The organism is Limnohabitans sp., from assembly GCF_044361985.1.
GTDB lineage: Bacteria > Pseudomonadota > Gammaproteobacteria > Burkholderiales > Burkholderiaceae_C > Limnohabitans_A.
Window position 1 is genome coordinate 1 of the sequence record NZ_JBIKHV010000038.1, and the last position, 23694, is coordinate 23694.

Annotated in this window: 33 protein-coding genes and 4 tRNA genes; 33 read left to right on the forward strand and 4 right to left on the reverse strand. The window is 56.0% G+C overall.

Going from position 1 to position 23694, the window contains the following annotated elements; genetic code table 11:
- The 20 genes from glpK to ACIQ3A_RS08380 form a co-directional block, all read left to right on the forward strand.
- Positions 1 to 1289 (forward strand): glycerol kinase GlpK (gene glpK, locus ACIQ3A_RS08285; protein WP_396431273.1); only part of this gene is annotated, 1289 nt, incomplete at its 5' end.
- A 4-nt stretch (positions 1290 to 1293) separates the two neighbouring features.
- On the forward strand, positions 1294 to 2907 hold the full coding sequence (locus ACIQ3A_RS08290) for a glycerol-3-phosphate dehydrogenase/oxidase (protein ID WP_396431274.1): 1614 nt from the start codon (positions 1294 to 1296) through the stop codon (positions 2905 to 2907).
- Between the two features lie 281 nt (positions 2908 to 3188).
- Positions 3189 to 3557 carry a 50S ribosomal protein L14 gene (rplN, locus tag ACIQ3A_RS08295; RefSeq protein WP_108406540.1) on the forward strand — a complete coding sequence of 123 codons (369 nt, stop codon included), beginning with the start codon at positions 3189 to 3191 and terminating at the stop codon, positions 3555 to 3557.
- 9 nt (positions 3558 to 3566) lie between these two features.
- Positions 3567 to 3887, forward strand: a complete 321-nt coding sequence (rplX, locus tag ACIQ3A_RS08300) for a 50S ribosomal protein L24 (protein WP_396431275.1) — start codon at positions 3567 to 3569, stop codon at positions 3885 to 3887.
- A 2-nt stretch (positions 3888 to 3889) separates the two neighbouring features.
- Positions 3890 to 4429, forward strand: a complete 540-nt coding sequence (gene rplE, locus ACIQ3A_RS08305) for a 50S ribosomal protein L5 (protein WP_396431276.1) — start codon at positions 3890 to 3892, stop codon at positions 4427 to 4429.
- Positions 4430 to 4437: 8 nt separating this feature from the next.
- Positions 4438 to 4743, forward strand: coding sequence for a 30S ribosomal protein S14 (rpsN, locus tag ACIQ3A_RS08310; protein ID WP_026036519.1), 306 nt, complete (start codon positions 4438 to 4440; stop codon positions 4741 to 4743).
- Between the two features lie 18 nt (positions 4744 to 4761).
- The gene (rpsH, locus tag ACIQ3A_RS08315) at positions 4762 to 5157 is read left to right on the forward strand and encodes a 30S ribosomal protein S8 (protein WP_396431277.1); all 396 of its coding nucleotides are present in this window, start codon (positions 4762 to 4764) and stop codon (positions 5155 to 5157) included.
- Between the two features lie 16 nt (positions 5158 to 5173).
- Entirely contained in the window at positions 5174 to 5707 is a 534-nt protein-coding gene (gene rplF, locus ACIQ3A_RS08320) for a 50S ribosomal protein L6 (RefSeq protein ID WP_396431278.1), read from the forward strand.
- An 11-nt stretch (positions 5708 to 5718) separates the two neighbouring features.
- The gene (gene rplR, locus ACIQ3A_RS08325) at positions 5719 to 6084 is read left to right on the forward strand and encodes a 50S ribosomal protein L18 (protein WP_396431279.1); all 366 of its coding nucleotides are present in this window, start codon (positions 5719 to 5721) and stop codon (positions 6082 to 6084) included.
- A 17-nt stretch (positions 6085 to 6101) separates the two neighbouring features.
- Entirely contained in the window at positions 6102 to 6620 is a 519-nt protein-coding gene (rpsE, locus tag ACIQ3A_RS08330; RefSeq protein WP_019429274.1) for a 30S ribosomal protein S5, read from the forward strand.
- Positions 6621 to 6634: 14 nt separating this feature from the next.
- Positions 6635 to 6817: a 50S ribosomal protein L30 gene (gene rpmD, locus ACIQ3A_RS08335; RefSeq protein WP_396431280.1), complete on the forward strand. Its 183-nt coding sequence runs from the start codon at positions 6635 to 6637 to the stop codon at positions 6815 to 6817.
- A gap of 10 nt (positions 6818 to 6827) precedes the next feature.
- Positions 6828 to 7259, forward strand: a complete 432-nt coding sequence (gene rplO, locus ACIQ3A_RS08340; RefSeq protein WP_396431281.1) for a 50S ribosomal protein L15 — start codon at positions 6828 to 6830, stop codon at positions 7257 to 7259.
- A gap of 22 nt (positions 7260 to 7281) precedes the next feature.
- Complete coding sequence (gene secY, locus ACIQ3A_RS08345; protein ID WP_396431282.1) at positions 7282 to 8601, forward strand: preprotein translocase subunit SecY; 1320 nt, start codon at positions 7282 to 7284, stop codon at positions 8599 to 8601.
- Positions 8602 to 8760: 159 nt separating this feature from the next.
- Positions 8761 to 8874 carry a 50S ribosomal protein L36 gene (rpmJ, locus tag ACIQ3A_RS08350; RefSeq protein WP_028820150.1) on the forward strand — a complete coding sequence of 38 codons (114 nt, stop codon included), beginning with the start codon at positions 8761 to 8763 and terminating at the stop codon, positions 8872 to 8874.
- 24 nt (positions 8875 to 8898) lie between these two features.
- Positions 8899 to 9264 carry a 30S ribosomal protein S13 gene (gene rpsM, locus ACIQ3A_RS08355; protein ID WP_019429278.1) on the forward strand — a complete coding sequence of 122 codons (366 nt, stop codon included), beginning with the start codon at positions 8899 to 8901 and terminating at the stop codon, positions 9262 to 9264.
- Positions 9265 to 9283: 19 nt separating this feature from the next.
- The gene (gene rpsK, locus ACIQ3A_RS08360; RefSeq protein WP_108406548.1) at positions 9284 to 9688 is read left to right on the forward strand and encodes a 30S ribosomal protein S11; all 405 of its coding nucleotides are present in this window, start codon (positions 9284 to 9286) and stop codon (positions 9686 to 9688) included.
- Positions 9689 to 9772: 84 nt separating this feature from the next.
- On the forward strand, positions 9773 to 10396 hold the full coding sequence (gene rpsD / locus ACIQ3A_RS08365) for a 30S ribosomal protein S4 (RefSeq protein WP_396431283.1): 624 nt from the start codon (positions 9773 to 9775) through the stop codon (positions 10394 to 10396).
- 100 nt (positions 10397 to 10496) lie between these two features.
- Positions 10497 to 11489, forward strand: a complete 993-nt coding sequence (locus ACIQ3A_RS08370; RefSeq protein ID WP_396431284.1) for a DNA-directed RNA polymerase subunit alpha — start codon at positions 10497 to 10499, stop codon at positions 11487 to 11489.
- 81 nt (positions 11490 to 11570) lie between these two features.
- The gene (rplQ, locus tag ACIQ3A_RS08375; protein ID WP_396431285.1) at positions 11571 to 11957 is read left to right on the forward strand and encodes a 50S ribosomal protein L17; all 387 of its coding nucleotides are present in this window, start codon (positions 11571 to 11573) and stop codon (positions 11955 to 11957) included.
- Between the two features lie 18 nt (positions 11958 to 11975).
- Positions 11976 to 12052: transfer RNA gene (locus ACIQ3A_RS08380), tRNA-Met, on the forward strand.
- A 73-nt stretch (positions 12053 to 12125) separates the two neighbouring features.
- Here ACIQ3A_RS08380 and ACIQ3A_RS08385 read toward each other — a convergent pair.
- From ACIQ3A_RS08385 to apaG, 4 genes are read right to left on the reverse strand one after another with little or no spacing between them, the layout of a single operon-like run.
- Positions 12126 to 12602, reverse strand: a complete 477-nt coding sequence (locus ACIQ3A_RS08385) for a CinA family protein (RefSeq protein ID WP_396431286.1) — start codon at positions 12600 to 12602, stop codon at positions 12126 to 12128.
- Positions 12599 to 13129, reverse strand: a complete 531-nt coding sequence (locus ACIQ3A_RS08390; protein ID WP_396431287.1) for a phosphatidylglycerophosphatase A — start codon at positions 13127 to 13129, stop codon at positions 12599 to 12601. Before ACIQ3A_RS08390 ends, ACIQ3A_RS08385 begins: the two co-directional genes overlap by 4 nt.
- A gap of 2 nt (positions 13130 to 13131) precedes the next feature.
- Positions 13132 to 14091 carry a thiamine-phosphate kinase gene (gene thiL, locus ACIQ3A_RS08395; protein WP_396431299.1) on the reverse strand — a complete coding sequence of 320 codons (960 nt, stop codon included), beginning with the start codon at positions 14089 to 14091 and terminating at the stop codon, positions 13132 to 13134.
- A 33-nt stretch (positions 14092 to 14124) separates the two neighbouring features.
- Entirely contained in the window at positions 14125 to 14517 is a 393-nt protein-coding gene (gene apaG / locus ACIQ3A_RS08400; RefSeq protein ID WP_396431288.1) for a Co2+/Mg2+ efflux protein ApaG, read from the reverse strand.
- Between the two features lie 29 nt (positions 14518 to 14546).
- Between apaG and rpe the strand changes: the two genes are divergently transcribed.
- The 13 genes from rpe to ACIQ3A_RS08465 all read left to right on the forward strand — a co-directional run.
- Positions 14547 to 15227 carry a ribulose-phosphate 3-epimerase gene (gene rpe / locus ACIQ3A_RS08405; protein WP_396431289.1) on the forward strand — a complete coding sequence of 227 codons (681 nt, stop codon included), beginning with the start codon at positions 14547 to 14549 and terminating at the stop codon, positions 15225 to 15227.
- Positions 15228 to 15231: 4 nt separating this feature from the next.
- On the forward strand, positions 15232 to 15966 hold the full coding sequence (gph, locus tag ACIQ3A_RS08410; RefSeq protein ID WP_396431290.1) for a phosphoglycolate phosphatase: 735 nt from the start codon (positions 15232 to 15234) through the stop codon (positions 15964 to 15966).
- Between the two features lie 254 nt (positions 15967 to 16220).
- Positions 16221 to 17720: an anthranilate synthase component I gene (gene trpE, locus ACIQ3A_RS08415; RefSeq protein WP_396431291.1), complete on the forward strand. Its 1500-nt coding sequence runs from the start codon at positions 16221 to 16223 to the stop codon at positions 17718 to 17720.
- Between the two features lie 5 nt (positions 17721 to 17725).
- A complete protein-coding gene (locus ACIQ3A_RS08420; RefSeq protein WP_396431292.1) occupies positions 17726 to 18304 on the forward strand; it encodes an anthranilate synthase component II in 579 nt (192 codons plus the stop codon).
- Complete coding sequence (gene ltaE, locus ACIQ3A_RS08425) at positions 18301 to 19371, forward strand: low-specificity L-threonine aldolase (RefSeq protein ID WP_396431293.1); 1071 nt, start codon at positions 18301 to 18303, stop codon at positions 19369 to 19371. The genes ACIQ3A_RS08420 and ltaE overlap by 4 nt, the downstream gene beginning before the upstream one ends.
- Before the next feature lie 12 nt (positions 19372 to 19383).
- Entirely contained in the window at positions 19384 to 20055 is a 672-nt protein-coding gene (locus ACIQ3A_RS08430) for a LysE family translocator (protein ID WP_396431294.1), read from the forward strand.
- 40 nt (positions 20056 to 20095) lie between these two features.
- Entirely contained in the window at positions 20096 to 21124 is a 1029-nt protein-coding gene (gene trpD / locus ACIQ3A_RS08435) for an anthranilate phosphoribosyltransferase (RefSeq protein ID WP_396431295.1), read from the forward strand.
- A gap of 134 nt (positions 21125 to 21258) precedes the next feature.
- Complete coding sequence (trpC, locus tag ACIQ3A_RS08440; protein WP_396431296.1) at positions 21259 to 22047, forward strand: indole-3-glycerol phosphate synthase TrpC; 789 nt, start codon at positions 21259 to 21261, stop codon at positions 22045 to 22047.
- A 2-nt stretch (positions 22048 to 22049) separates the two neighbouring features.
- Positions 22050 to 22811 carry a uracil-DNA glycosylase gene (locus ACIQ3A_RS08445; RefSeq protein ID WP_396431297.1) on the forward strand — a complete coding sequence of 254 codons (762 nt, stop codon included), beginning with the start codon at positions 22050 to 22052 and terminating at the stop codon, positions 22809 to 22811.
- A 61-nt stretch (positions 22812 to 22872) separates the two neighbouring features.
- Positions 22873 to 22958: transfer RNA gene (locus ACIQ3A_RS08450), tRNA-Tyr, on the forward strand.
- Between the two features lie 80 nt (positions 22959 to 23038).
- A tRNA-Gly gene (locus ACIQ3A_RS08455) sits at positions 23039 to 23112 on the forward strand.
- A gap of 30 nt (positions 23113 to 23142) precedes the next feature.
- A tRNA-Thr gene (locus ACIQ3A_RS08460) sits at positions 23143 to 23217 on the forward strand.
- 73 nt (positions 23218 to 23290) lie between these two features.
- A partial coding sequence (locus ACIQ3A_RS08465) for a GTP-binding protein (RefSeq protein ID WP_396431298.1) occupies positions 23291 to 23694 on the forward strand: 404 nt, incomplete at its 3' end.

Consider the following 23694-nt stretch of genomic DNA (forward strand, 5'->3'; position numbering starts at 1 on the left):
TGCGCGCCATGGGCATCACCAACCAGCGCGAAACCACGGTGCTGTGGGACCGGGCGACCGGTGAGCCCGTGGCGCCCGCCATCGTTTGGCAGGATCGGCGCACGGCCGTGTTTTGCGATGGCTTGCGTGCAGCAGGTCATGCTTCCAAGATCGCCCGCAAGACAGGTTTGGTGCTGGACGCTTATTTTTCAGGCACCAAACTGGCGTGGTTGCTGGACCATGTGCCAGGTGCCCGGGCGCGTGCTGAACAGGGTGAGTTGGCCTTTGGCACCATTGACAGCTGGCTGCTCTGGCAACTCACCGGCGGGCGTGTGCATGCCACCGATGCCAGCAACGCTTCGCGCACCCTGTTATTCAACCTGAAAACGGGCACCTGGGACCCTGAATTGCTGGCGCTGCTGAAGATCCCTGCCGCCGTGTTGCCTCAGGTGCGGCCTTCTTGCGGCATCGTGGCTGAGACCGACGCCCATTGGCTGGGGGCCTCTGTGCCGATGGCAGGCTGGGCGGGTGATCAGCAGGCGGCCTTGTTTGGGCAGGCTTGTTTTGCACCGGGCATGGCCAAAAACACGTATGGCACGGGCTGCTTCATGCTCATGAATACCGGCAATCAGCCTGTGGCGAGCCATCATCGATTGCTCAGCACGGTGGCCTGGCAAGGCCCCTCAAGCTCAAAGCATCCCATGGCCTATGCGCTGGAGGGTTCGGTGTTCATGGCGGGCGCAACCGTGCAGTGGTTGCGCGACGGTTTGCAGATCATTGACGGTGCCGCCGATGTCGAAGCGCTGGCTGCCAGCGTGCCCGATACGGGCGATGTGTTTTTGGTGCCTGCTTTTGCGGGCCTGGGGGCCCCCGATTGGGACGGGCAGGCCCGAGGGACGCTGGTGGGCATGACCCGGGGCACAGGCCGTGCCCACATTGCGCGCGCGGCTTTGGATGCGATCGCTTTGCAAACCGCCGATGTGTTTCACGCCATGGCCGCCGACAGCGGGCTGGCGCTGAGTGAGCTGCGGGTAGACGGGGGTGCCAGTCGCAACAATTTGCTGATGCAGATTCAGGCCAATGTGTTGGGGGTGCCGGTGGTGCGCAGTCGGGTGACTGAAACGACCGCCTTGGGTGCGGCGTCTTTGGCTGGGTTGGCTACCGGGTTTTGGTCAGGTGCAGAAGAAATATCGGCTCTGTGGCAAGAGGAATGCCGCTTTGAGCCCGAATGGGGTGCAGCGCAACGGCAGCAATTCAGTGCGCGTTGGCGCGAGGCAGTGAGCCGATCACGGTCTTGGGCAAGAAACTGATGCGATGGACAAGCCTGTAGAAATGGGGCCTGCCCCTTTGCCCACTCGGCGAGAAGACCTGCTGGCGCAGCTGACAGCACCCAAAATTTGGGATTTGTTGGTGGTGGGCGGTGGCGCCACGGGCTTGGGGGTGGCTTTGCAGGCTGCCCGTGAAGGCTTGACGGTAGCGCTTTTGGAGGCGAACGACCTGGCCCAGGGAACGTCGTCACGATCGACCAAGCTGGTGCATGGTGGCGTGCGTTATTTGGCACAAGGCCATTGGCCGTTGGTGCGAGAGGCGCTTCACGAACGCCGGGCATTGCTGGAGCGGGCGCCCCATCTGGCCCAACCGCTGGCCTTTGTCATGCCCGCTTACCGATGGGGCGAGCAGGCTTTTTATGGGGCGGGGCTCAAGTTGTATGAATGGCTGGCGGCATCGGCCAGTTTGGGTAAAACTCGATTTTTGAATGCGCAGTCAACCCGTGCGGCCATTGCCGGCATCCGTGCAGAGGGCTTGCGTGGCGGTGTTCAATATTGGGATGGTCAATTTGACGATGCCCGCCTGGCGGTGGCGCTGGCCCGAACGGCAGCCCGTGAAGGCGCTTGTGTGGTCAATCATGTGTCTGTTCAGGGCCTGATTTATGAGGGCAAGCGGGTGGCGGGGGTGCAGGCGCGGGATGCGGAGGGTGACTTTGACTTCGAGCTGCGGGCGCAATGCGTGGTCAATGCCACGGGTGTCTGGGTGGATGGTTTGAGGCAGGCCGATGGCCGGCAGTTTGGGCGGGTTTTGCCTGCCTTGGTGTCGCCCAGCCAGGGCGTGCATTTGGTGGTCGATGCGTCTTTTTGGCCTGGTGACAAGGCCCTGCTGGTGCCCCGAACCGCCGATGGTCGGGTTTTGTTCGCCGTGCCATGGCTGGGCAAGGTGTTGCTGGGCACCACAGACACCGGGCGCGAAGATGCGCCCACCGAACCCCGCCCGGCCAGTGAGGAGGTGGACTGGATCCTGCAAGAAGCAGGGCGCTATTTGGCAAGGCCGCCAAGGCGCCAGGATGTCTTGAGCGCCTGGGCTGGGCTGCGCCCCTTGGCCAAGCCTGTGGCCGCGTCTGGTGCTCAAAACGGAAGTACCCAAAAGGTCAGCCGCGAACACCAAATTGAGGTCTCAGCATCCGGCCTGGTGACTGTGACGGGTGGCAAGTGGACCACTTACAGTGCCATGGCCGAAGATACATTGGAGCAGGCCAGAAGTTTGGCCGGGTTGAAACCGCCCAGTCGGTCGCAGGCCAAGAATGACAAACTGGTGGGGGCGCCGCAAGCAGGTGCTGAGCTTGTCGGGCTTAATCTGCCAGCAGGCATGCATTTGTACGGCTCTGAGCACAGTTGGGTTGGCGCGCTGCCGGGTGCAGATATTGAATTGGCCCCAGGTTTCACCGAGGCCATGGTGCGGTTTGCAGCCCGCCATGAATACGCCCGAAGCGTGGAGGATGTGTTGGCCCGACGCTCCAGGTGTCTATTTCTCGATGCGGTATTGGCCAAAGCGCTGGCCCCAAGGGTCGCCGGCATCCTGAGTGAGGAATTGGGCATTGACCCGGCTTTGGCGGCCTTCGAAGCTTTGGCCGATGACTATGCGCGTTGCCCGTGACGGAGCCAGCCCATCAAGCCATGCCTTTGGCTGCGGGACAGAGGGCATGGAGACGCCCTCGCGGCCTGCCGAGACACCGTCTTTGCAAATTATTTCTCCGATGGGTTGCGCAGGCTGGTTTTTTCAGACATAATTGAGGGCTTCGCTTTGCAAAAGGCGTAAGTATCTGCCCAATCTGAAGCGTTGCGAGTGGTTTGCAGCGTGAATGACGGGTCCAAGACTGATTTCTGCTTGTCGGCCAACAGGTTGGCAGGAAAGAAATACAAGTTGGGAATAAAGAAATGATCCAGACAGAATCTCGGTTAGATGTGGCCGACAACACCGGCGCCAAGTCCGTGCTGTGCATTAAGGTGCTCGGCGGGTCTAAGCGTCGCTATGCAAGTGTTGGCGACGTCATCAAGGTGAGCATCAAGGAAGCCGCTCCGCGTGGTCGCGTCAAAAAAGGCGAGATCTACAGTGCTGTGGTGGTCCGTACTGCCAAAGGCATTCGCCGTGGCGATGGCTCGCTTATCAAATTCGACGGCAATGCGGCAGTGTTGCTGAACGCCAAGTTGGAGCCAATCGGCACCCGCATCTTCGGTCCGGTCACGCGCGAATTGCGTACTGAGAAGTTCATGAAGATCGTGTCCCTGGCTCCTGAAGTACTGTAAGGACGCGCCATGAACAAGATTCGCAAAGGCGACGAAGTCATCGTCATCACAGGTCGTGACAAAGGCAAGCGCGGCACAGTGTCGCTGCGGGCCAGCGATTCACATGTGTTGATCGAGGGCGTAAACATCGTCAAAAAACACGCCAAGCCAAACCCGATGAAGGGCACTACTGGCGGCATCATCGAAAAGGCCATGCCGATTCACCAATCCAATGTGGCTATTTTCAATGCCGCATCCGGTAAGGCTGATCGTGTGGGCATCAAGCTGCAAGCTGACGGAAAACGCGTTCGCGTTTACAAGTCAAGCGGCGAAGAAATCAAGGTGGCATAAGCATGGCACGTTTGCAAAAACTCTTCCGCGAGAAAATCGCTGCTGACCTGGTGGCCAAATTTGGCTACAAGTCGCCCATGCAGGTCCCTCGCATTACAAAGATCACCTTGAACATGGGTGTGTCCGAAGCGGTCGCTGACAAGAAAGTCATGGACCACGCAGTCAGCGACTTGACCAAGATCGCAGGTCAGAAGCCTGTTGTGACCAAGGCCAAGAAGGCGATTGCCGGATTCAAGATCCGTGAGCAACAGCCCATTGGTTGCATGGTGACATTGCGCGGCGTGCAGATGTATGAGTTCCTGGACCGTTTCGTGACCGTGGCCCTGCCCCGCGTCCGTGACTTCCGTGGTATCTCTGGCCGTGCATTCGACGGTCGTGGCAACTACAACATCGGCGTTAAAGAGCAGATCATTTTCCCTGAGATTGAATATGACAAGGTAGATGCCTTGCGCGGACTCAATATCAGCATTACCACTACGGCCAAGTCTGACGAAGAGTGCAAAGCACTTTTGGCAGCTTTCCGCTTCCCCTTCAAGAACTGAGGTGTCACGTGGCTAAAGTAGCTTTGATCGAGCGCGAGCTCAAGCGTGAAAAACTGGCAGCTAAATTCGCGAAAAAATACGCTGAATTTAAAGCCATCGCCAACGATGCCAAGCGCAGTGATGAAGAGCGTGCAGCTGCCCGTCTGGGTCTGCAAAAGCTTCCGCGCAACGCCAACCCGACCCGCCAACGCAACCGCTGTGCAATCACCGGTCGCCCACGCGGCACGTTCCGTCAATTTGGTCTGGGTCGCGCCAAGATCCGTGAATTAGCCTTTGCAGGCAACATTCCGGGCGTGACCAAGGCCAGCTGGTAATCGGCAGGAGATAACAACATGAGCATGAGTGATCCTATTGCCGATCTGTTGACCCGCATCCGTAACGCACAAATGGTTTCAAAAGCCAATGTGTTGGTACCTTCTTCCAAAGTGAAGGTGGCCATCGCTCAAGTGCTGAAAGATGAAGGTTACATTGATGGCTTCCAAGTCAAAACCGAGGACGGCAAGTCTGTTCTCGAAATCGCCCTGAAGTACTATGCCGGTCGCCCAGTGATCGAGCGTATTGAGCGTGTGAGCCGTCCTGGCTTGCGCGTGTACAAAGGCCGTGACGCCATACCGCAAGTCCAAAACGGCTTGGGTGTCGCCATTGTCACCACGCCCCAGGGTGTGATGACCGACCGCAAAGCGCGCGCAGCCGGTGTCGGTGGCGAAGTGCTTTGCTATGTCGCTTAAAGGCAGGAGAGACTGAATGTCCCGAGTAGGAAAAATGCCTGTGACCATCCCCGCTGGTGTGGATGTGTCGATCGCACAAGATCAAATCAGTGTCAAGGGTGTGGGTGGTCAATTGGCCATTTCATCCAACATGCTGGTCAATGTGAGCAATGAAGGTGGCAAGCTGAGCTTTGTCCCTGCCAATGACTCACGCGAAGCCAATGCCATGAGCGGTACCTTGCGTCAGCTGGTTAACAACATGGTGACTGGCGTGACCAAGGGCTTCGAAAAGAAGTTGAACCTGGTCGGTGTGGGTTACAAGGCGGCTGCGTCTGGTACCAAACTGAACCTGGCCGTTGGTTATTCGCACCCTGTCAACATCGACATGCCTGCTGGCATCACGGTGGCCACTCCGACCGCGACTGAAATCGTGATCAAGGGTGCCGACCGTCAACGTGTTGGCCAAATTGCTGCTGAGATCCGTGCTGTTCGTCCTCCTGAGCCTTACAAAGGCAAGGGCATCCGTTATTCGGATGAGAAGATCACGATCAAAGAGACCAAGAAGAAATAAGGAGCTGCACCATGTTGACCAAGAAAGAGCAGCGTCTGCGTCGTGCACGCCAAACACGCATCCGCATTGCACAGCAAGGCGTGGCCCGTTTGACCGTGAACCGCACCAATTTGCACATTTATGCCAGCGTTATTTCTGGTTGCGGCACGAAAGTGTTGGCCAGTGCATCCACAGCCGAAGCCGAAGTGCGCACAGCCCTGGGAGCTGCAGGTAAAGGCGGTAACGCCGCTGCGGCCTCAGTCGTTGGCAAGCGCATTGCTGAAAAAGCAAAAGCTGCTGGCGTTGAGAAGGTCGCCTTCGACCGCGCAGGTTTCGCTTACCACGGTCGTGTTAAGGCTTTAGCCGAAGCAGCCCGTGAAGCAGGTCTGCAGTTCTAAACGGATCGGAGATACAAATGGCTAAATTTACAGCAAAACCGCAGAGTGACGGTCCTGAAGACGGTCTCCGCGAAAAGATGATCGCGGTCAACCGCGTGACCAAAGTGGTTAAGGGTGGCCGTATTCTCGGTTTCGCCGCATTGACCGTGGTCGGTGACGGCGATGGCAAAGTGGGTATGGGCAAAGGCAAGTCGAAAGAAGTGCCTGCGGCTGTGCAAAAAGCGATGGAAGAAGCCCGTCGCAACCTGGCCAAAGTTCACCTCAAAAATGGCACGATTCACCATGCAGTGCATGGTCACCACGGCGCTGCACGCGTCATGATGGCACCAGCGCCCAAGGGTACTGGCATCATCGCGGGTGGTCCAATGCGCGCCGTGTTCGAAGTGGTCGGCATCACAGATATCGTGGCCAAGAGCCATGGTTCTTCCAACCCTTACAACATGGTTCGTGCCACTCTGGACGCATTGTCCAATTGCACTACAGCCTCCAACGTGGCAGCCAAGCGTGGCAAGTCCGTTGAAGAGTTGTTCGGCTGAACCGGAGAACGAACATGACGACACAATCAACCGTGAAAGTCCAATTGGTTCGCAGCCCGATTGGCACCAAAGAATCCCACCGAGCCACTGTCCGTGGTCTTGGTTTGCGCAAGCTGAATTCTGTGAGTGAGTTGCAAGACTCGCCTGCAGTGCGCGGCATGATCAATAAGATCAGCTACCTGGTCAAAGTTCTCTAAGAGGCCGATGATGGAACTCAATAGCATCAAGCCCGCAGAAGGCTCCAAGCACGCACCCCGCCGAGTCGGTCGTGGTATCGGTTCAGGTTTGGGTAAAACCGCCGGCCGTGGTCACAAAGGCCAGAAATCCCGCTCAGGCGGCTACCACAAAGTGGGCTTCGAAGGCGGTCAAATGCCTTTGCAGCGCCGTCTCCCCAAGCGTGGTTTTAAATCACATTTGCTCAAGTACAACGCCGAAATCACGCTGACCAGCCTGGCTCGCCTTGACTTGGCTGAAGTGGATGTTCTGACATTGAAGCAAGCCGGTTTGGTGTCGCAAATGGCCAAAGTGGTCAAAGTGATCAAGTCTGGTGAACTTGCCAAAGCGGTCAAGCTGACAGGCATAGTCGCGACTGCGGGTGCCAAAGCAGCGATTGAAGCTGTTGGTGGCTCTGTAGCCTGAACTCAGACAAACGAGTCATAACGTGGTAACCAGCGCTCATCAGACTGCCAAAGGAGACAAGTTCGGCGACCTCCGTCGCCGGCTTATCTTTTTGTTGCTCGCGTTGGTGGTTTACCGCGCTGGAGCGCACATTCCTGTGCCAGGCATTGACCCGGAACAACTGAAGCAATTGTTCAATGGCCAGCAAGGCGGCATCTTGAGCCTGTTCAACATGTTCTCGGGTGGCGCCCTGTCGAGATTTACCGTGTTTGCCTTGGGCATCATGCCGTATATTTCTGCTTCCATCGTGATGCAGTTGTTGACCTACGTTGTCCCTACTTTCGAGCAGATGAAGAAAGAGGGCGAATCGGGTCGACGCAAAATCACTCAATACACTCGCCTAGGTGCATTGGGTTTGGCCATTTTTCAGTCGCTGGGTATCGCTGTGGCATTGGAGGCTTCGGCTGGGTTGGTGATCAATCCGGGCATGGGTTTCCGCATGACCGCTGTGGTCAGCCTGACTGCAGGCACCATGTTCCTGATGTGGCTGGGTGAGCAGATCACTGAGCGGGGTTTGGGAAACGGAATTTCCATCCTGATATTCGCCGGTATCGCTGCTGGTTTGCCAAGTGCTCTGGGGGGCTTGTTTGAACTGGTCCGTACGGGCGCAATGAACCCACTGATTTCAATCTTGATCATCGTTGTTGTGGCACTTGTGACCTACTTTGTAGTGTTTGTCGAACGGGGTCAACGCAAGATATTGGTCAATTACGCGCGCCGCCAGGTCGGCAACAAGGTTTATGGTGGTCAGTCCTCCCATTTGCCCCTCAAGTTGAACATGGCAGGTGTTATTCCTCCAATTTTTGCGTCTTCGATCATTCTTTTGCCGGCCACTTTGATTGGTTGGTTCAGTTCGGGTGCATCTGAAAGCTTTGTGGTCCGGTTTTTCAAGGATGTGGCCAATGCATTGGCACCTGGACAGCCTGTTTACGTGATGTTTTATGCGGCGGCCATCATTTTCTTCTGCTTCTTTTACACAGCGCTGGTTTTCAACAGCCGTGAAACTGCAGACAACCTGAAGAAAAGTGGTGCTTTCATTCCGGGCATCCGTCCGGGTGATCAAACGGCCAAATACATCGATAAGATTTTGTTGCGATTGACCGCAGTCGGCGCCGCTTACATCACCTTCGTGTGTTTGCTGCCTGAATTCTTGATTCTGAAATACAATGTTCCGTTTTACTTTGGCGGTACATCGTTGCTGATCATTGTGGTTGTGACAATGGATTTCATGGCCCAGGTGCAAAATTATTTGATGTCGCAACAATACGATTCTCTTTTGAAGAAGGCCAGTTTCAAGTCTTGAGCAAACAGTTGGGCCCAGTTGCCCTCTGACGCGAAAGCATGAAGCGGTGTTGTTGGGACGAAGTTGAGTTTGGTAGAAATCCTTGCCATTTGTGCAGGGCCAATAAATTTGATCCAGTCTGTTATGGGCTGGGTGAACGATTAGTTTTAGGAGAAAACCATGAGAGTTTCTGCTTCGGTGAAGAAAATTTGCCGCAACTGCAAAGTCATTCGCCGTAAAGGCGTTGTTCGTGTGATCTGTACAGATCCACGTCACAAGCAGCGTCAAGGCTGATTGAATTAGTTTTAGAGGACGAAAATGGCACGTATCGCTGGCATCAACATTCCGCCGCATAAACATGCTGAAATTGGCTTGACCGCCATTTTCGGTATTGGACGCACTCGCGCACGACAAATTTGCGAGGCTTCTGGCATCGCATATTCCAAAAAGATCAAAGATCTGACGGACGCGGATCTCGAAAAAATTCGCGATCAAATCGCAGTTTTCACCATTGAAGGTGACCTGCGCCGCGAAACAACCATGAACATCAAGCGTTTGATGGATATTGGTTGCTACCGTGGTTTCCGTCACCGTCGCGGTTTGCCCATGCGCGGTCAGCGTACCCGTACCAATGCACGCACTCGCAAGGGTCCGCGCAAAGGTGCAGCGGCTCTGAAGAAATAAGCAGGATTGAGAGACCACCATGGCTAAAGCACAATCAAACAGCGCATCACAACGTGTACGCAAAAAAGTCCGCAAGAACATTGCTGACGGCATCGCACACGTTCATGCGTCTTTCAACAACACCATCATCACGATCACCGATCGTCAAGGCAACGCCTTGGCATGGGCATCTTCCGGTGGCCAGGGTTTCAAGGGTTCGCGCAAATCGACGCCCTTTGCTGCCCAGGTTGCTTCAGAAGTTGCAGGTCGTGCGGCTCAAGAACAAGGTATCAAAAACCTCGACGTCGAAATCAAGGGCCCCGGTCCTGGTCGCGAGTCATCGGTTCGCGCCTTGGGTGCTTTGGGCATCCGCATTACATCCATCGCCGATGTGACGCCTGTTCCGCACAACGGCTGCCGCCCTCAAAAGCGTCGTCGTATCTAATTCAAACCAAGCCCACCGCCAGGCAATGCTTGCATCGCCTGGCTCCCGCATTTCTGATGCGGTAGTTGCATAAAGGAAAATCAAGTGGCACGCTACCTAGGCCCCAAGGCCAAACTCTCTCGCCGTGAAGGCACCGATTTGTTCCTCAAGAGTGCACGTCGCTCGATCGCGGACAAGTCTAAATTTGACTCCAAGCCCGGCCAACACGGTCGAACGTCTGGTCAGCGCACTTCAGATTACGGTCTGCAATTGCGTGAAAAGCAGAAAGTCAAGCGCATGTACGGCGTGCTCGAAAAGCAGTTCCGCCGCTATTTTGCTGAAGCCGATCGCCGCAAGGGCAACACAGGCTCCAATTTGCTGGGTTTGTTGGAATGTCGTCTCGACAATGTGGTTTATCGCATGGGCTTTGGCTCGACGCGCGCTGAAGCCCGTCAGATGGTTTCTCACAAAGCCATCACTGTGAACGGTCAATCCGTCAACATCCCTTCCTACCTGGTCAAGGCGGGTGACATGATCGCTGTTCGCGAGAAGTCCAAAAAGCAAAACCGTGTGGTTGAGGCTTTGCAATTGGCGCTCCAAGTGGGCATGCCTGCTTGGGTTGAAGTCAATGCCGAGAAGGCAGAAGGCACCTTTAAGAAGGTCCCTGATCGCGATGAATTTGCTGCTGACATCAACGAATCGTTGATCGTCGAACTGTATTCACGTTAATTCGTTGTTTCAATCGTTCCCGGTACACAAGGCATTGTGTGTCGGGTGCTTCATCTGCCTTACCGGTGTAACGAACCGGGGGTATTGAGAGGAAGTCTGAATGCAAACCAATCTGTTGAAACCCAAAGCTATCCAAGTTGAACAACTGGCACCTAACCGTGCGAAAGTGACCTTGGAGCCGTTTGAGCGTGGTTATGGCCACACACTCGGCAATGCATTGCGTCGCGTTTTGTTGTCTTCCATGGTGGGTTACTCCGCTACAGAAGTCACCATCGCCGGTGTTGTGCATGAGTACTCTTCCATTGACGGTGTTCAAGAAGACGTCGTTAACATCTTGTTGAACCTCAAAGGTGTGGTTTTCAAGTTGCACAACCGTGATGAGGTGACGCTGAGTTTGCGCAAAGATGGCGAAGGCGCCGTAACTGCCGCTGACATTCAGACGCCGCATGACGTTGAAATCATCAACCCTGAGCACATCATTGCCAATTTGTCGCACGGCGGCAAACTGGACATGCAGATCAAAGTTGAAAAGGGCCGTGGTTATGTGCCAGGCAGCATGCGCAGGTTTGCTGACGAGCCGACAAAAGCCTTGGGCCGAATCGTTTTGGATGCATCATTTTCTCCGGTTAAACGCGTGAGCTATACCGTTGAAAGCGCTCGTGTTGAGCAGCGTACAGACTTGGACAAGTTGGTTATTGAAATCGAGACCAATGGTGCGATCACGGCAGAAGACGCTGTGCGTTCATCTGCCAAAATCCTGGTTGAACAACTGGCTGTGTTTGCACAACTTGAAGGCAGCGAGTTGTCTGCCTTCAATGAGCCCGCTCAACGTGGCGGTACGAGCAGCTTCGATCCGATTTTGTTGCGTCCTGTGGATGAGCTCGAACTCACTGTTCGTTCTGCCAACTGCCTCAAAGCGGAAAACATTTACTACATCGGTGACCTGATCCAGCGTACCGAAAACGAATTGCTCAAGACCCCTAATCTGGGTCGTAAATCGCTCAATGAGATCAAGGAAGTTCTCGCTTCCCGTGGTCTGACTTTGGGCATGAAACTCGAAGCCTGGCCTCCAGCAGGTCTGGAAAAGCGCTAATATCAAATTCCCGGATAACTCCGGTGTGTGCACGGGCAGTACCTGATACGGCTGTCTGTTTAATAAAGAAAGGTAAGCACCATGCGTCACGGACACGGCCTCCGTAAATTGAACCGCACCAGCGAGCACCGTCTCGCTATGTTGCGCAACATGATGAATTCGCTCATCGAGCACGAAGTCATCAAAACAACACTCCCTAAAGCCAAAGAGTTGCGTCGCGTCATTGAACCGATGATCACGTTGGCCAAAGAAGACAATCTGTCGAACAAACGCTTGGCATTCAACCGCCTGCGTGACCGTGACAGCGTTGTCAAATTGTTTGCCGATCTGGGCCCTCGTTTTGCCAAGCGCCCTGGTGGTTACACACGCATTTTGAAAATGGGTTACCGAGTGGGTGACAACGCACCCATGGCCTTGGTTGAATTGGTTGATCGTGCAGAAACTTCTGCCGAAAAAGCTGCAGATTAAGATACAATGTAAAGATACCGCGGGGTGGAGCAGTCTGGTAGCTCGTTGGGCTCATAACCCAAAGGTCGTTGGTTCAAATCCGGCCCCCGCAACCAAATTTCAACCTCGGTTGAGAAACTTAAAAACCCTCTTCGGAGGGTTTTTTCGTTTGCACTGTCGCCTGGCAATTCAGAGTGATAGACGTGTGATCAAGCCCTGGAGTGCGAAGGCTGTTGTGGCCTCTCTGATCTGATGGCGATTGCCTACAAAGTGCTGTAATTCAGCAGTCACCAGTCCATCGATGCACCATGCCATCCAGACGGTTCCTACAGGCTTGTCAGGCGTTCCCCCGTTGGGGCCGGCGACACCTGTAACAGCCACTGAAACGAGTGACTTAGAACGGTATACAGCTCCCAGCACCATGGCGCGCGCGACAGACTCGCTGACAGCACCATGGGTTGCCAGCAATTCGCTGGGTACACCCAGCATTTGAGTTTTGGCGTCATTGGAGTAGGTTACAAATCCACGGTCGAACCACGCACTGGAACCTGACAGGTCAGTACAACGGGCCGCTATCAGGCCACCCGTACAACTTTCTGCAGTTGCCAGCATCCACTTCAAACGGATGAGCTGATGTGAAAGTTGCAAAGTCAAATCAGGGCTCATAACCATCTCCACAAAGCAAGAGTCATCAGCGTGCAAAAAGCTGCGACAAGGTCGTCCCAGATGATGCCCCAACCACCACGCCAACCAAAGCCTTTGAACAATTGATCAGCCCAAGCAACAGGTCCGGGTTTGTAAATATCATAAAAACGAAACAAGGCAAATGCGCTCAACTGGCCCCAAAACCCTGTGGGCATGACAAGGTAGAAGATCAGCCAAATGGCTATCACTTCGTCCCAAACAATGGCGCCGGGATCGCTCACGCCCATGTGTTGTGCTGTGACGGTGCAGGCCCACCAGCCCACTAAAATTCCCATGGCAATCAAAGCAGCTTGTGCGGGTAGGGAAAGGTGGTTTTGAATCACAAGCCACGATGCCCAGCCCCACAGGCTACCCACGGTACCAGGTGCTTTGCCTGCCAAGCCAGAACCCATTCCTAACGCGATGACATGCGCCGGATGTGACAGCATGAACTTGGCTGTCGGTCTGATGGGCCGAATGACGGGGCCGGATTCAGAGGAGATGATCATCGTCAGGCAAAGTGGTCAAAAGAGCGAAATGTGTTGGTGACAATTTGGCCCTTGGCATCCAGCAAAGACAATGTTCGAGATGGCGTAATGCGGCCGATGCGTGTGACGCGGGTGCCGCAACCATGTGCCGCGGCGAGAACTTCCGCAGAAGAAGCAACAGGTGCGGTAAAAACCAATTCGTAATCATCACCACCTGACATCACGCATGACATGGCCAGATCAGGTGGGCATGACCACTGGCGAGCGGTTTGCATGAGTGTTGTGGCGATATGCGTGTCAATTTCAGCGCCCACTTGGCTGGCTTTGAGGATGTGCCCCAAGTCACCCAGCAGGCCGTCACTGACGTCAGCCATGGCATGGGCAATGCCGCGAAGAGCCTGGCCCAGCGCAACACGGGGTGTGGGGCAGTCCATGCGGAGTCTCGCCGCATCAAACACAGGCTGTGGCAAGCTGACCTTGCCGCGAAAGGCTTCAAGCGCCAAGCGGGCATCGCCCAAATGACCGCTGACATACAAGTCGTCGCCTGCTTGGGCACCGCTGCGCAATATGGATTGCCCATGGGGAACTTCCCCCATCACGGTGATCGCAATGTTCAAAGGACCTTGCGTGGTGTCGCCACCAATCAGTTCACAAGCGTGGGCATCCGCCAACTGGAAAAGTCCTTTGGAAAAGCCGGACAGCCAATCGCTATCGGCATGGGGCAAAGACAAGGACAAGAGGAAGGCTTGGGGAGTGGCGCCACATGCGGCCAAGTCACTTAAATTCACAGCCAGTGCTTTGTGACCAAGGCGTTGCGGGTCAGTTGTCGATAAAAAATGACGCCCTTCCACCAGCATATCGGCTGAAAAAGCCAACTGGTAGCCGGACCGTGGTGACCATACGGCGCAGTCGTCGCCAATGCCTACGTCCACCCGTTGTGGCGGACGTTTGAAAAAGCGTTCGATCAGGTCAAATTCACCCATGGTCATGAGCTTAACCGCAAGAAAGCGATGGCCTTAGTGCAGTGTGCGGCCGGTCAGTCCGGAAGTGGAGGATTCGAGCACAAAAGCCTTAATCGGCACATCAAATTTGTGGCCATCTTCAGCCACGAAAAAGTAGCTACCGCGCATGGTTCCACTGGGCGCCCGCAGACGACAGCCGCTTGTGTACTGAAAAGACTCGCCTGGCCGCAGCAAAGGTTGCTGACCGACCACGCCCAGTCCGTTGACTTCGTCGGTGTGCCCGCGCTCATCCTGAATCACCCATTGGCGTGAGATCAACTGAGCGGGCACAGTACCCATGTTGGTCACCGTGACGGTATAAGCAAAAGCAAAAACCTCTTGCAGCGGGTTGCTTTGCTCAGCCACGTATTGGGGCAGCACTTCAATTTGAACGGCGTAATCAGACATCAGCACATGTTAACTGCGACAATTCGAGAATGACAACGACCTTTCGAATTGCCCCTTCCATCCTCTCGGCTGATTTCGCCCGCTTGGGCGAAGAAGTCAAAAGCGTCATTGACGCCGGTGCCGACTGGATCCACTTTGACGTGATGGACAACCATTACGTGCCCAATCTCACATTTGGCCCAATGGTCTGCCAAGCCCTCAAACCGCATGCCAAAACCGCAGAGGGCGTGGCAGTACCGATCGATGTGCACCTGATGATTTCTCCTGTAGACGCGTTGGCCGCCGGTTTTGCAGAAGCCGGGGCAGACCTCATCAGTTTTCACCCCGATGCCAGCGGGCATGTGCACCGCAGCATTCAGGCCATCAAAAGCAAGGGTGTGAAGGCTGGGCTGGTGTTCAACCCGGCGGAGCCTTTGGACGTTCTGCAATGGACCATCGACGACATTGATTTGATCCTCATCATGAGCGTCAACCCAGGCTTTGGCGGCCAGAGCTTCATCGACTCGGCCCTGCGCAAAATCGAGCAAGCGCGCAAGTTGATTGAAGCCAGTGGGCGTGACATCCGCCTTGAGGTGGATGGTGGCATCAAGGTCGACAACATTCGTCGCGTCGCCGATGCAGGCGCCGACACTTTCGTGGCCGGCAGTGCTATTTTTGGCCAACCCGATTACAAAAGGGTGATCGACCAGATGCGCTTGGCTTTGGGCTGAACAGATGTCCAGCCTTGCCCAAGACCTGACTCGGATCGAAGCCGTTATTTTTGACCTGGATGGCACCATGGTGCACACACTGGGTGATTTTCAGGTCGCCTTGCACCGCACCATGGCCGACTTGGGTCTGCCGCCGGTGTCAGATAAGCTGATTGAAGAGACCATCGGCAAGGGCTCCGAGCACCTGATACGTAGCCTGCTGACTCACCAGCACGCCAGGGCCGAGGCTAGAAAGGTGGGACAAGCATTCACGGCGTGGTCTGTAGATGCCTTGTTCGAGCAGGCTTGGCAAACTTACCAGCGCCATTACCTTGAGATCAACGGGCAGTTTTCCAGTGTTTACCCCGGGGTTACGCTGGCTTTGCAGGCCTTGGCTGCACAAGGCATGCCCATGGCCTGCTTGACCAACAAACCACGCTCGTTTGCCTTGGCGCTGCTGAAAGAAAAAGCACTGGACCATTTCTTTGGCCCTGTATTTGGCGGTGACAGTTTTGAACGCAAAAAACCTGACCCCTTGCCTGTGCTGAAAACCTGTGAAGCCCTGGGTTTCCCTGTGGCGAAAACCTTGATGGTGGGCGACTCCAGCAATGATGCCCGCGCAGCTCACGCTGCGGGGTGCCCCGTGGTGCTGGTGACCTACGGCTACAACCACGGCCAACGTGTGCAGGACACGCCCGCCGCCGCTTGGCTGGATTCTCTGGCGGTTCTGCCGCACCGCTTGCGGGCCGCAAACTATTGATGAAATGCGAGACCGCTTCAGAAACAGCCCCTCGGCTTTGCTACACTTGCCACATCATGTTCATCTTCCACAGTCACTCCTGCGCAGCCTGCCTGCCGAGCCTCATCGGCCGGGGAGCCTGGCCCTGGCGTCAGCCAGCCTGACACCCTGTTCTGCGCGGCATTGCCGCCACCCGCGCTCAGCAACGGCTGGGCACTTGGATGAATGAAAAGCACCTCGTCTGAGGTCGCTGAGCTCTTTGGAGGCTCTTGCCCGTGATCACCGAACTTGAATTCAAAAGCCTGGCCAGCCAAGGCTACAACCGCATCCCCCTCATGCTGGAGGCCTTTGCGGACCTAGAAACTCCCTTGTCACTTTATTTGAAGCTGGCACACACCCAAGACAATGGCCGGTTCAGTTTCTTGCTGGAGTCCGTGGTGGGTGGCGAGCGCTTTGGCCGCTACAGTTTCATCGGCTTGCCTGCGCGCACGCTGGTTCGGGCCAGCGGCTTTGGCGCCGAAGCAAAGACCGAAGTGGTGCGCGATGGCTTGGTGATCGAGACTGCCGAAGGCAACCCACTTGACTTTGTTGAGCATTATCAAAAGCGTTTCAAGGTGGCCCTGCGTCCTGGCTTGCCCCGTTTTTGCGGCGGTCTGGCGGGCTATTTCGGTTATGACTCGGTGCGCTACATCGAGAAAAAACTTGAAAAAACCTGTCCGCCGGACACTCTGGGTACACCCGATATCCTGCTTTTGCAATGCGAAGAATTGGCGGTGATCGACAACTTGTCAGGCAAGCTTTACTTGATTGTTTATGCCGACCCTGCCACGCCCGAAGCCTATGTGGGCGCCAAAAAACGCCTGCGAGACCTCAAGGAGCAGTTGAAGTACTCGGTCAGTGCCCCGGTGGTCAAACCCACCGAGTCCTACCCAGCCGAACGTGACTTTGCCAAAGCCGATTACATCGCTGCTGTCGAGCGTGCCAAAGAGCTGATCGCGGGGGGGGATTTCATGCAGGTGCAGGTCGGTCAGCGAATCAAAAAGCGCTACACCGAGAGCCCTTTGTCTTTGTACCGTGCCTTGCGATCGCTGAACCCCAGCCCGTACATGTATTTCTACAACTTCGGGGATTTCCATGTGGTGGGTGCCAGTCCTGAAATTCTGGTGCGTCAGGAGCAAACCGACGAGGGCGCCAAAGTCATCATCCGCCCCTTGGCCGGAACGCGCCCACGAGGGGCCACGCCCGACAAAGACAAAGCCGCCGAGCATGAGCTGATCAATGACCCGAAAGAGCGTGCCGAACATGTGATGTTGATTGACTTGGCGCGCAACGACATTGGGCGCATTGCAAAAATCGGTACGGTCAAAGTGACCGAGGCTTTTGTGGTGGAGCGCTACAGCCATGTCATGCACATCGTGAGCAATGTCGAGGGCGTACTGAAAGAGGGTATGACCAACATGGATGTGCTCAAGGCTACTTTTCCTGCGGGCACCCTGACGGGCGCACCCAAGGTGCATGCCATGGAACTGATCGACCAGTTTGAGCCCGTCAAGCGCGGCATTTATGGCGGGGCTTGCGGCTATATCAGCTATGCCGGTGACATGGACGTGGCCATTGCCATTCGCACGGCCGTCATCAAGGACCAGACCTTGTATGTCCAGGCGGCAGCCGGTGTCGTGGCCGATTCGGTGCCCGAGATGGAGTGGCGCGAAACCGAGCACAAGGCGCGTGCCTTGTTGCGGGCGAGCGAGTTGGTCGAAGAAGGTCTGGAGTGACGGCGATGAAAAAAATCAAACTCCTCATGATCGACAACTACGACTCCTTCACCTTCAACATCGTTCAGTACTTTGGCGAGCTGGGCGCCGAGGTCGAGGTTTTTCGCAACGACGAGATCACGCTGGAAGGCATCGCTGCACGCGAGCCTGACCGACTGGTGATTTCACCCGGCCCTTGTTCCCCTGCCCAGGCGGGCATTTCGGTGGCGGCCATTCAGCATTTCGCGGGCAAGTTGCCCATTTTGGGCGTGTGTTTGGGGCATCAAAGCATAGGCGCCGCTTTGGGTGGCAAGATCGTGCGCGCCAAAGAGCTGATGCATGGCAAGACCAGTGTGATCACGACCACACAAGAGGGGGTTTTTGCGGGCTTGCCGCCTCAATTCACCGTCAACCGTTACCACTCCCTGGCGATTGAGGCCAGCACTTGTCCGCCCTGTCTGAAGGTCACGGCCTGGACAGAAGATGGCGAGATCATGGGTGTTCGCCATAAGGAGCTTGACATTGAGGGTGTGCAATTTCACCCGGAATCCATCCTGACCGAGCATGGCCATGCCATGCTCAATAACTTTTTGATGCGACCATGACCATTGACCTCAGAAGCGATACGGTCACGCAGCCCACGGTGGCGATGCGTGAAGCCATGCTGAAAGCCCCGTTGGGCGATGATGTGTTTGGTGATGACCCCACGGTCAATGCCTTGCAAGAACGGATGGCGCAAATCACAGGCAAAGAAGCGGCATTGTTCATGCCCTCCGGAACCCAGAGCAACCTCTGTGCCCTGATGGCGCATTGCGAACGCGGTGACGAATACATCGTCGGGCAAAACGCCCACACCTACCGCTACGAAGGGGGTGGTGCCGCCGTGCTGGGCAGCATTCAGCCGCAACCGCTTGCACAAACTGCATCGGGTGAAATGGCGCTGGCTGACATCGCTGCTGCCATCAAACCGGTGGATTGTCACTTTGCACGCACCCGTTTGCTGGCGCTTGAAAACACCTGGAATGGGCACCCCATGTCTCAGCTTTATCTGGCACAGGCCACAGGGTTGGCCAGGCAGCATGGCTTGTCGGTGCACCTGGACGGCGCGCGCCTGTTCAATGCCGCCGTGGAACAGGCCCAGGGGGGCTCGGTGGGCGACAGCGTGCGCCAGATCGTGGATCACTTTGACAGTGTTTCTGTGTGTTTCAGCAAGGGTTTGGGCGCGCCTGTCGGCTCGGCCTTGTGTGGTAGCCATGCGCTGATCGCGAAGGCGCTGCGCTGGCGCAAGGTTTTGGGCGGTGGCTTGCGTCAGTCTGGCGTCCTGGCTGCTGCTGCCTTGCATGCACTCGACCACCATGTGGACCGTCTGGCAGACGACCACGCACTGGCCCAGCGCTTGGCCCATGGGTTGATCGGCATTGAGGGGCTGAGCGTGCGCTCGGTTCAAACCAATATTGTTTTTGTGGATGTGGCCGATGGCCGTGGCACTGCGCTGCTGAGCGACTTGAAAGCCCATGGTGTACTGGCCACTGGTTTGATCGGTCTGCGGTTTGTGACCCACTTGGGTGTGGATGCCGCAGGGATTGACCATGCGTTGGTGTGCATTCGACGTCACATGGGCGGTGAAGCTGTCGAGGCTTCAAGGGCGCCATCTGGATCAGGCGTTTACTGACCACAACCCGCCATGCCAGAAACCCAGCAAATCCTGATGTTCGTGGTGGCCGGTGTGCTGCTGAACCTCACGCCCGGACCTGACGTCCTTTTCATCGTCAGCCAGTCATTGCGTGGCGGCGTTCGCATGGGTTTGGTGGCTGCGTGGGGCATCACCGCAGGTTGTTTTGTGCATGTGGCGATTGCCGCTTTTGGTTTGGGCGATTTGCTGGCCAGTTCTGCGCCAGCATTCAATTTGATCAAATGGCTGGGCGCTGCGTACCTGATGTGGATGGGGTTGAGTTTGTTGAAGACCACGGCACACACTGTCGGGGAGGGCTGGACTGAAACCCCTGTGTTGCAGACTGGAAAGGCAAGCGACAACAGACGAAACTTGCGAGCAGTCTTTCTCAAGGCTTTTGCCACCAATGCCCTGAACCCCAAAGTCGCGCTGTTTTTCCTGGCATTTGTGCCGCAATTCATACCTGCCAACTCCCCAGATCCTGCCTGGACATTTGTGCTGCTGGGCTGCCTGTTTAATTTCAATGGTTTGCTGATTTGCATGGCTTGGGCGCTGGCTGCGTCCTGGCTGTCTCAACGCGCAAGCTGGCTGCAGCTTGGACTGCGCAAGCTGGACCGGCTGGCGGGTCTTATGTTTGTCGGTTTTGGTCTCAAGCTGGCCATGACCGACGCGCCCGCGCATTGATGCCCTGAAAAAAAATTGCTTATTTGTAAGGAAGACGCCCATGCCCATTACCCCTCAGGAAGCACTGCAACGCACCATTGAGCACCGTGAAATTTTTCATGACGAGATGCTTAAAATCATGCGCATGATCATGAATGGTGAGTTGTCTCCCGTCATGACGGCTGCACTCATTACCGGCTTGCGTGTAAAAAAAGAGACCATTGGCGAGATCACGGCCGCAGCACAGGTCATGCGCGAATTTTCAACCAAGGTGCATGTGGCTGACCCCACCCATTTGGTGGACATTGTGGGCACGGGTGGGGATGGCGCCCACACCTTCAACATTTCGACCTGTGCCATGTTTGTGGCCGCTGCAGCAGGCGCCAAAACCGCCAAGCACGGTGGCCGCAGTGTCAGCAGCAAATCAGGCAGTGCCGATGTGGTGGAGGCGCTGGGGGGCAACATTCATCTTTCTCCAGAGCAAATAGCGCGGTCCATAGAAGAAGTCGGAATTGGCTTCATGTTTGCGCCCAACCACCATCCAGCCATGAAAAACGTGGCACCGGTGCGCAAGGAGTTGGGCGTCAGAACCATCTTCAACATCTTGGGGCCACTGACCAATCCGGCCAGTGCCCCGAATATCCTGATGGGGGTTTTTCACTCCGATTTGGTGGGCATTCAGGTGCGTGCTTTGCAGCGTTTGGGAGCTGAGCACGCCGTGGTGGTTTATGGCCGAGATGGCATGGACGAAATCAGCCTGGGGGCAGCCACTTTGGTGGGGGAGCTCAAGAACGGACAGATCACTGAATACGAAATTCACCCTGAAGATTTCGGTTTGCCCATGGCGAGCAACCGCACATTGAAGGTCGATACGCCCGAGCAGTCGATGGCCATGCTGCGGGGTGTGCTGGACAATGAGCCTGGCGCTGCGCGAGACATTGTCATGATCAATGCTGGCGCCGCCTTGTACGCGGCCAATGTGGCCAGCAGCATGGCCGACGGGTTGGCGCGAGCCCGCATTGCGATTGAGTCAGGTGCCGCCAAATCCAAGTTGGCACAGTTTGTTGAATTTGGACGTTTGGCGGTTTGAGCCATGTCGCCTGACCTTGCCATACGAACGGGCCCGGGTGTTTCGGCCTTGTCCGTGGCAGTAAAGCAGGCGATACAGCAAGAGTTTGTTTGAGTGATGGAAAACGGGGCCATTGAGCCCAGACAGGAAAATACATGAGTGACATCCTTGACAAAATTGTCGCGGTCAAACGTGAGGAGGTCGCGGCCGCCTTGGCCAAGAAGCCCTTGGCCGCTGTGCGAGCCGATGCCGAAAGCCGTGTCTTGACCCGGGACTTTGAAGGCGCCATGCGCGTCAAGATGGCTGGCGGGCAAGCGGCTGTGATCGCCGAGATCAAAAAGGCCAGCCCATCCAAAGGCGTTCTGCGTGCCGAGTTCATCCCGGCTGACATCGCGCAAAGCTACGCTGAGCACGGTGCAGCGTGCTTGTCTGTTTTAACGGACAAGCTGTTTTTCCAGGGCAGCATTGATTGCCTCAAACAAGCACGCGCCAGTTGCGATTTGCCGGTGCTGCGCAAAGATTTCATGATCGACGTCTACCAAGTCTATGAATCCCGAGCGATGGGCGCAGATGCCATTTTGCTGATCGCCGCCTGCCTGGACGATGCACACATGGCTGACATGGAAGCTGTGGCGCGAAGTCTGGACATGGCGGTGTTGGTGGAGGTGCACGACCGTGAGGAGCTGTTGCGCGCCCTGAAATTAAAAACCCGCTTGGTCGGCATCAACAACCGCAACTTGAAAACCTTTGAGGTGTCCTTGCAGACCACCCTGGACATGCTGCCCGATGTACCCGCTGACCGGCTTTTGGTCACAGAAAGTGGCATTCAGACTGCGGACGATGTCAAACGCATGCGTGATGCCAAGGTCAACGCCTTTTTGGTGGGCGAGGCGTTCATGCGTGCAGCCGAGCCCGGTGAGGCCTTGGCACAACTCTTTGCCTGACGATGTCCAGCGCAGGTGCTCAGCAGACTCTGGGCTTTGAAAGTGCGCCCATTCCTGCTGATTTTTTGAAGAGCTGGCCTCCAGATCTGCAAGCCCTGGACGCCGATTGGGCGCCCTTGGTCCATGATTTTTTGGCTTCTCCGGTGGGTCAGACCTTGTCAGCTCGTTTGGCCAATGCGGTGGTCGCCGGCAACACCATTTATCCGCCGGAGCCATTCAGGGCCTTGTTCCTGACCCCGCTGCGAGAAGTGCGCGTGGTGATTCTTGGGCAAGATCCCTACCACGGCCCGGGCCAGGCGGAGGGCTTGGCTTTTTCAGTGGCCCCCGGAGTTCCCCTGCCGCCCAGCTTGCGCAACATTTTCAAGGAGTTGAAAAGCAGTCTGGGCCTGGCGGTGCCGAGCCAAGGGTCTTTGGTGCATTGGGCCAAGCAGGGGGTGTTGCTTTTGAACACCTGTTTGACCGTGGAGGCGGGGCAGCCCGCTGGCCATGCCCGTTGGGGCTGGGAGGTGTTGACCGATGCCCTGGTCAGCGCCGTTGCCAAAAGTCCTCGGCCTGTGGTGTTCATGTTGTGGGGCGCCCATGCGCAAGCCAAAAAGAAGCTGATTGAAGCGGTCGATGGGCAAAATCGGCATTTGATTTTGCAGGCAAATCACCCATCCCCCCTGTCGGCCATGCGCCCACCACGGCCATTTCTGGGCTGCGGGCACTTTGTTCAGGCCGCAGATTTTTGGTCACGCAACGGAGAAAAAGCCATTGATTGGTGAAAAGTCATGGTCAAACTTGCGGCGTGTCACAAAAGGATGGCATAATCTGAGACTCGCTTATGGAGGGGTGCCCGAGTGGCTAAAGGGGGCAGACTGTAAATCTGTTGGCTTACGCCTACACTGGTTCGAATCCAGTCTCCTCCACCAGCAAACTGACTTTTATCGTTTGATTCATGGAAATGGTTTCCAAGCATTGGCTTTGCATCCACTCGTGCAAAGCAAGCAGTGCGGGAGTAGTTTAATGGTAGAACCTTAGCCTTCCAAGCTAATGACACGGGTTCGATTCCCGTTTCCCGCTCCAGTCATCCGGTTGGGTTTGTAAGAAGATTTCGCCCTTGTGGCTCAGTGGTAGAGCACTCCCTTGGTAAGGGAGAGGTCGCGGGTCCGATTCCCGCCAAGGGCACCAGTTTCGGGACGCGCATCTGATTTGGCGTGTCCATTGTCTTGGTTGTTGACCCCTACTTTTCGGAGTTGAAGATATGGCAAAAGAAAAATTTGAACGGACCAAACCCCACGTCAACGTGGGCACCATCGGTCACGTTGACCACGGTAAAACCACACTGACAGCTGCCATCACCACCGTGTTGGCCGCCAAGTTCGGTGGTTCGGCCAAAGCGTACGACCAGATCGACGCTGCACCGGAAGAAAAAGCCCGTGGTATCACGATCAATACTGCGCACGTTGAGTACGAGACACAAAACCGTCACTACGCACACGTTGACTGCCCAGGCCACGCTGACTATGTGAAGAACATGATCACCGGTGCTGCCCAGATGGACGGCGCGATTTTGGTTTGCTCGGCTGCTGACGGCCCGATGCCCCAGACCCGTGAGCACATCTTGTTGGCCCGCCAGGTGGGCGTGCCTTACATCATCGTGTTCTT

Excerpts from the sequence above, each read along its gene's own strand:
- ACIQ3A_RS08430 (WP_396431294.1), top strand. The coding sequence starts at position 19,384 with ATGCCAGAAACCCAGCAAATCCTGATGTTCGTGGTGGCCGGTGTGCTG.
- rplN (WP_108406540.1), top strand. The coding sequence starts at position 3,189 with ATGATCCAGACAGAATCTCGGTTAGATGTGGCCGACAACACCGGCGCC.
- rplF (WP_396431278.1), top strand. The coding sequence starts at position 5,174 with ATGTCCCGAGTAGGAAAAATGCCTGTGACCATCCCCGCTGGTGTGGAT.
- rplR (WP_396431279.1), top strand. The coding sequence starts at position 5,719 with ATGTTGACCAAGAAAGAGCAGCGTCTGCGTCGTGCACGCCAAACACGC.
- rplE (WP_396431276.1), top strand. The coding sequence starts at position 3,890 with ATGGCACGTTTGCAAAAACTCTTCCGCGAGAAAATCGCTGCTGACCTG.
- gph (WP_396431290.1), top strand. The coding sequence starts at position 15,232 with ATGTCCAGCCTTGCCCAAGACCTGACTCGGATCGAAGCCGTTATTTTT.
- ACIQ3A_RS08420 (WP_396431292.1), top strand. The coding sequence starts at position 17,726 with ATGAAAAAAATCAAACTCCTCATGATCGACAACTACGACTCCTTCACC.
- rplO (WP_396431281.1), top strand. The coding sequence starts at position 6,828 with ATGGAACTCAATAGCATCAAGCCCGCAGAAGGCTCCAAGCACGCACCC.
- ACIQ3A_RS08445 (WP_396431297.1), top strand. The coding sequence starts at position 22,050 with ATGTCCAGCGCAGGTGCTCAGCAGACTCTGGGCTTTGAAAGTGCGCCC.
- trpD (WP_396431295.1), top strand. The coding sequence starts at position 20,096 with ATGCCCATTACCCCTCAGGAAGCACTGCAACGCACCATTGAGCACCGT.
- ltaE (WP_396431293.1), top strand. The coding sequence starts at position 18,301 with ATGACCATTGACCTCAGAAGCGATACGGTCACGCAGCCCACGGTGGCG.
- ACIQ3A_RS08370 (WP_396431284.1), top strand. The coding sequence starts at position 10,497 with ATGCAAACCAATCTGTTGAAACCCAAAGCTATCCAAGTTGAACAACTG.
- rpsE (WP_019429274.1), top strand. The coding sequence starts at position 6,102 with ATGGCTAAATTTACAGCAAAACCGCAGAGTGACGGTCCTGAAGACGGT.
- rpmJ (WP_028820150.1), top strand. The coding sequence starts at position 8,761 with ATGAGAGTTTCTGCTTCGGTGAAGAAAATTTGCCGCAACTGCAAAGTC.
- rpsK (WP_108406548.1), top strand. The coding sequence starts at position 9,284 with ATGGCTAAAGCACAATCAAACAGCGCATCACAACGTGTACGCAAAAAA.
- rplQ (WP_396431285.1), top strand. The coding sequence starts at position 11,571 with ATGCGTCACGGACACGGCCTCCGTAAATTGAACCGCACCAGCGAGCAC.
- rplX (WP_396431275.1), top strand. The coding sequence starts at position 3,567 with ATGAACAAGATTCGCAAAGGCGACGAAGTCATCGTCATCACAGGTCGT.
- rpsH (WP_396431277.1), top strand. The coding sequence starts at position 4,762 with ATGAGCATGAGTGATCCTATTGCCGATCTGTTGACCCGCATCCGTAAC.
- rpe (WP_396431289.1), top strand. The coding sequence starts at position 14,547 with ATGACAACGACCTTTCGAATTGCCCCTTCCATCCTCTCGGCTGATTTC.
- rpsM (WP_019429278.1), top strand. The coding sequence starts at position 8,899 with ATGGCACGTATCGCTGGCATCAACATTCCGCCGCATAAACATGCTGAA.
- ACIQ3A_RS08290 (WP_396431274.1), top strand. The coding sequence starts at position 1,294 with ATGGACAAGCCTGTAGAAATGGGGCCTGCCCCTTTGCCCACTCGGCGA.
- trpC (WP_396431296.1), top strand. The coding sequence starts at position 21,259 with ATGAGTGACATCCTTGACAAAATTGTCGCGGTCAAACGTGAGGAGGTC.
- thiL (WP_396431299.1), bottom strand. The coding sequence starts at position 14,091 with ATGGGTGAATTTGACCTGATCGAACGCTTTTTCAAACGTCCGCCACAA.
- ACIQ3A_RS08390 (WP_396431287.1), bottom strand. The coding sequence starts at position 13,129 with ATGATCATCTCCTCTGAATCCGGCCCCGTCATTCGGCCCATCAGACCG.
- apaG (WP_396431288.1), bottom strand. The coding sequence starts at position 14,517 with ATGTCTGATTACGCCGTTCAAATTGAAGTGCTGCCCCAATACGTGGCT.
- ACIQ3A_RS08385 (WP_396431286.1), bottom strand. The coding sequence starts at position 12,602 with ATGAGCCCTGATTTGACTTTGCAACTTTCACATCAGCTCATCCGTTTG.
- rpmD (WP_396431280.1), top strand. The coding sequence starts at position 6,635 with ATGACGACACAATCAACCGTGAAAGTCCAATTGGTTCGCAGCCCGATT.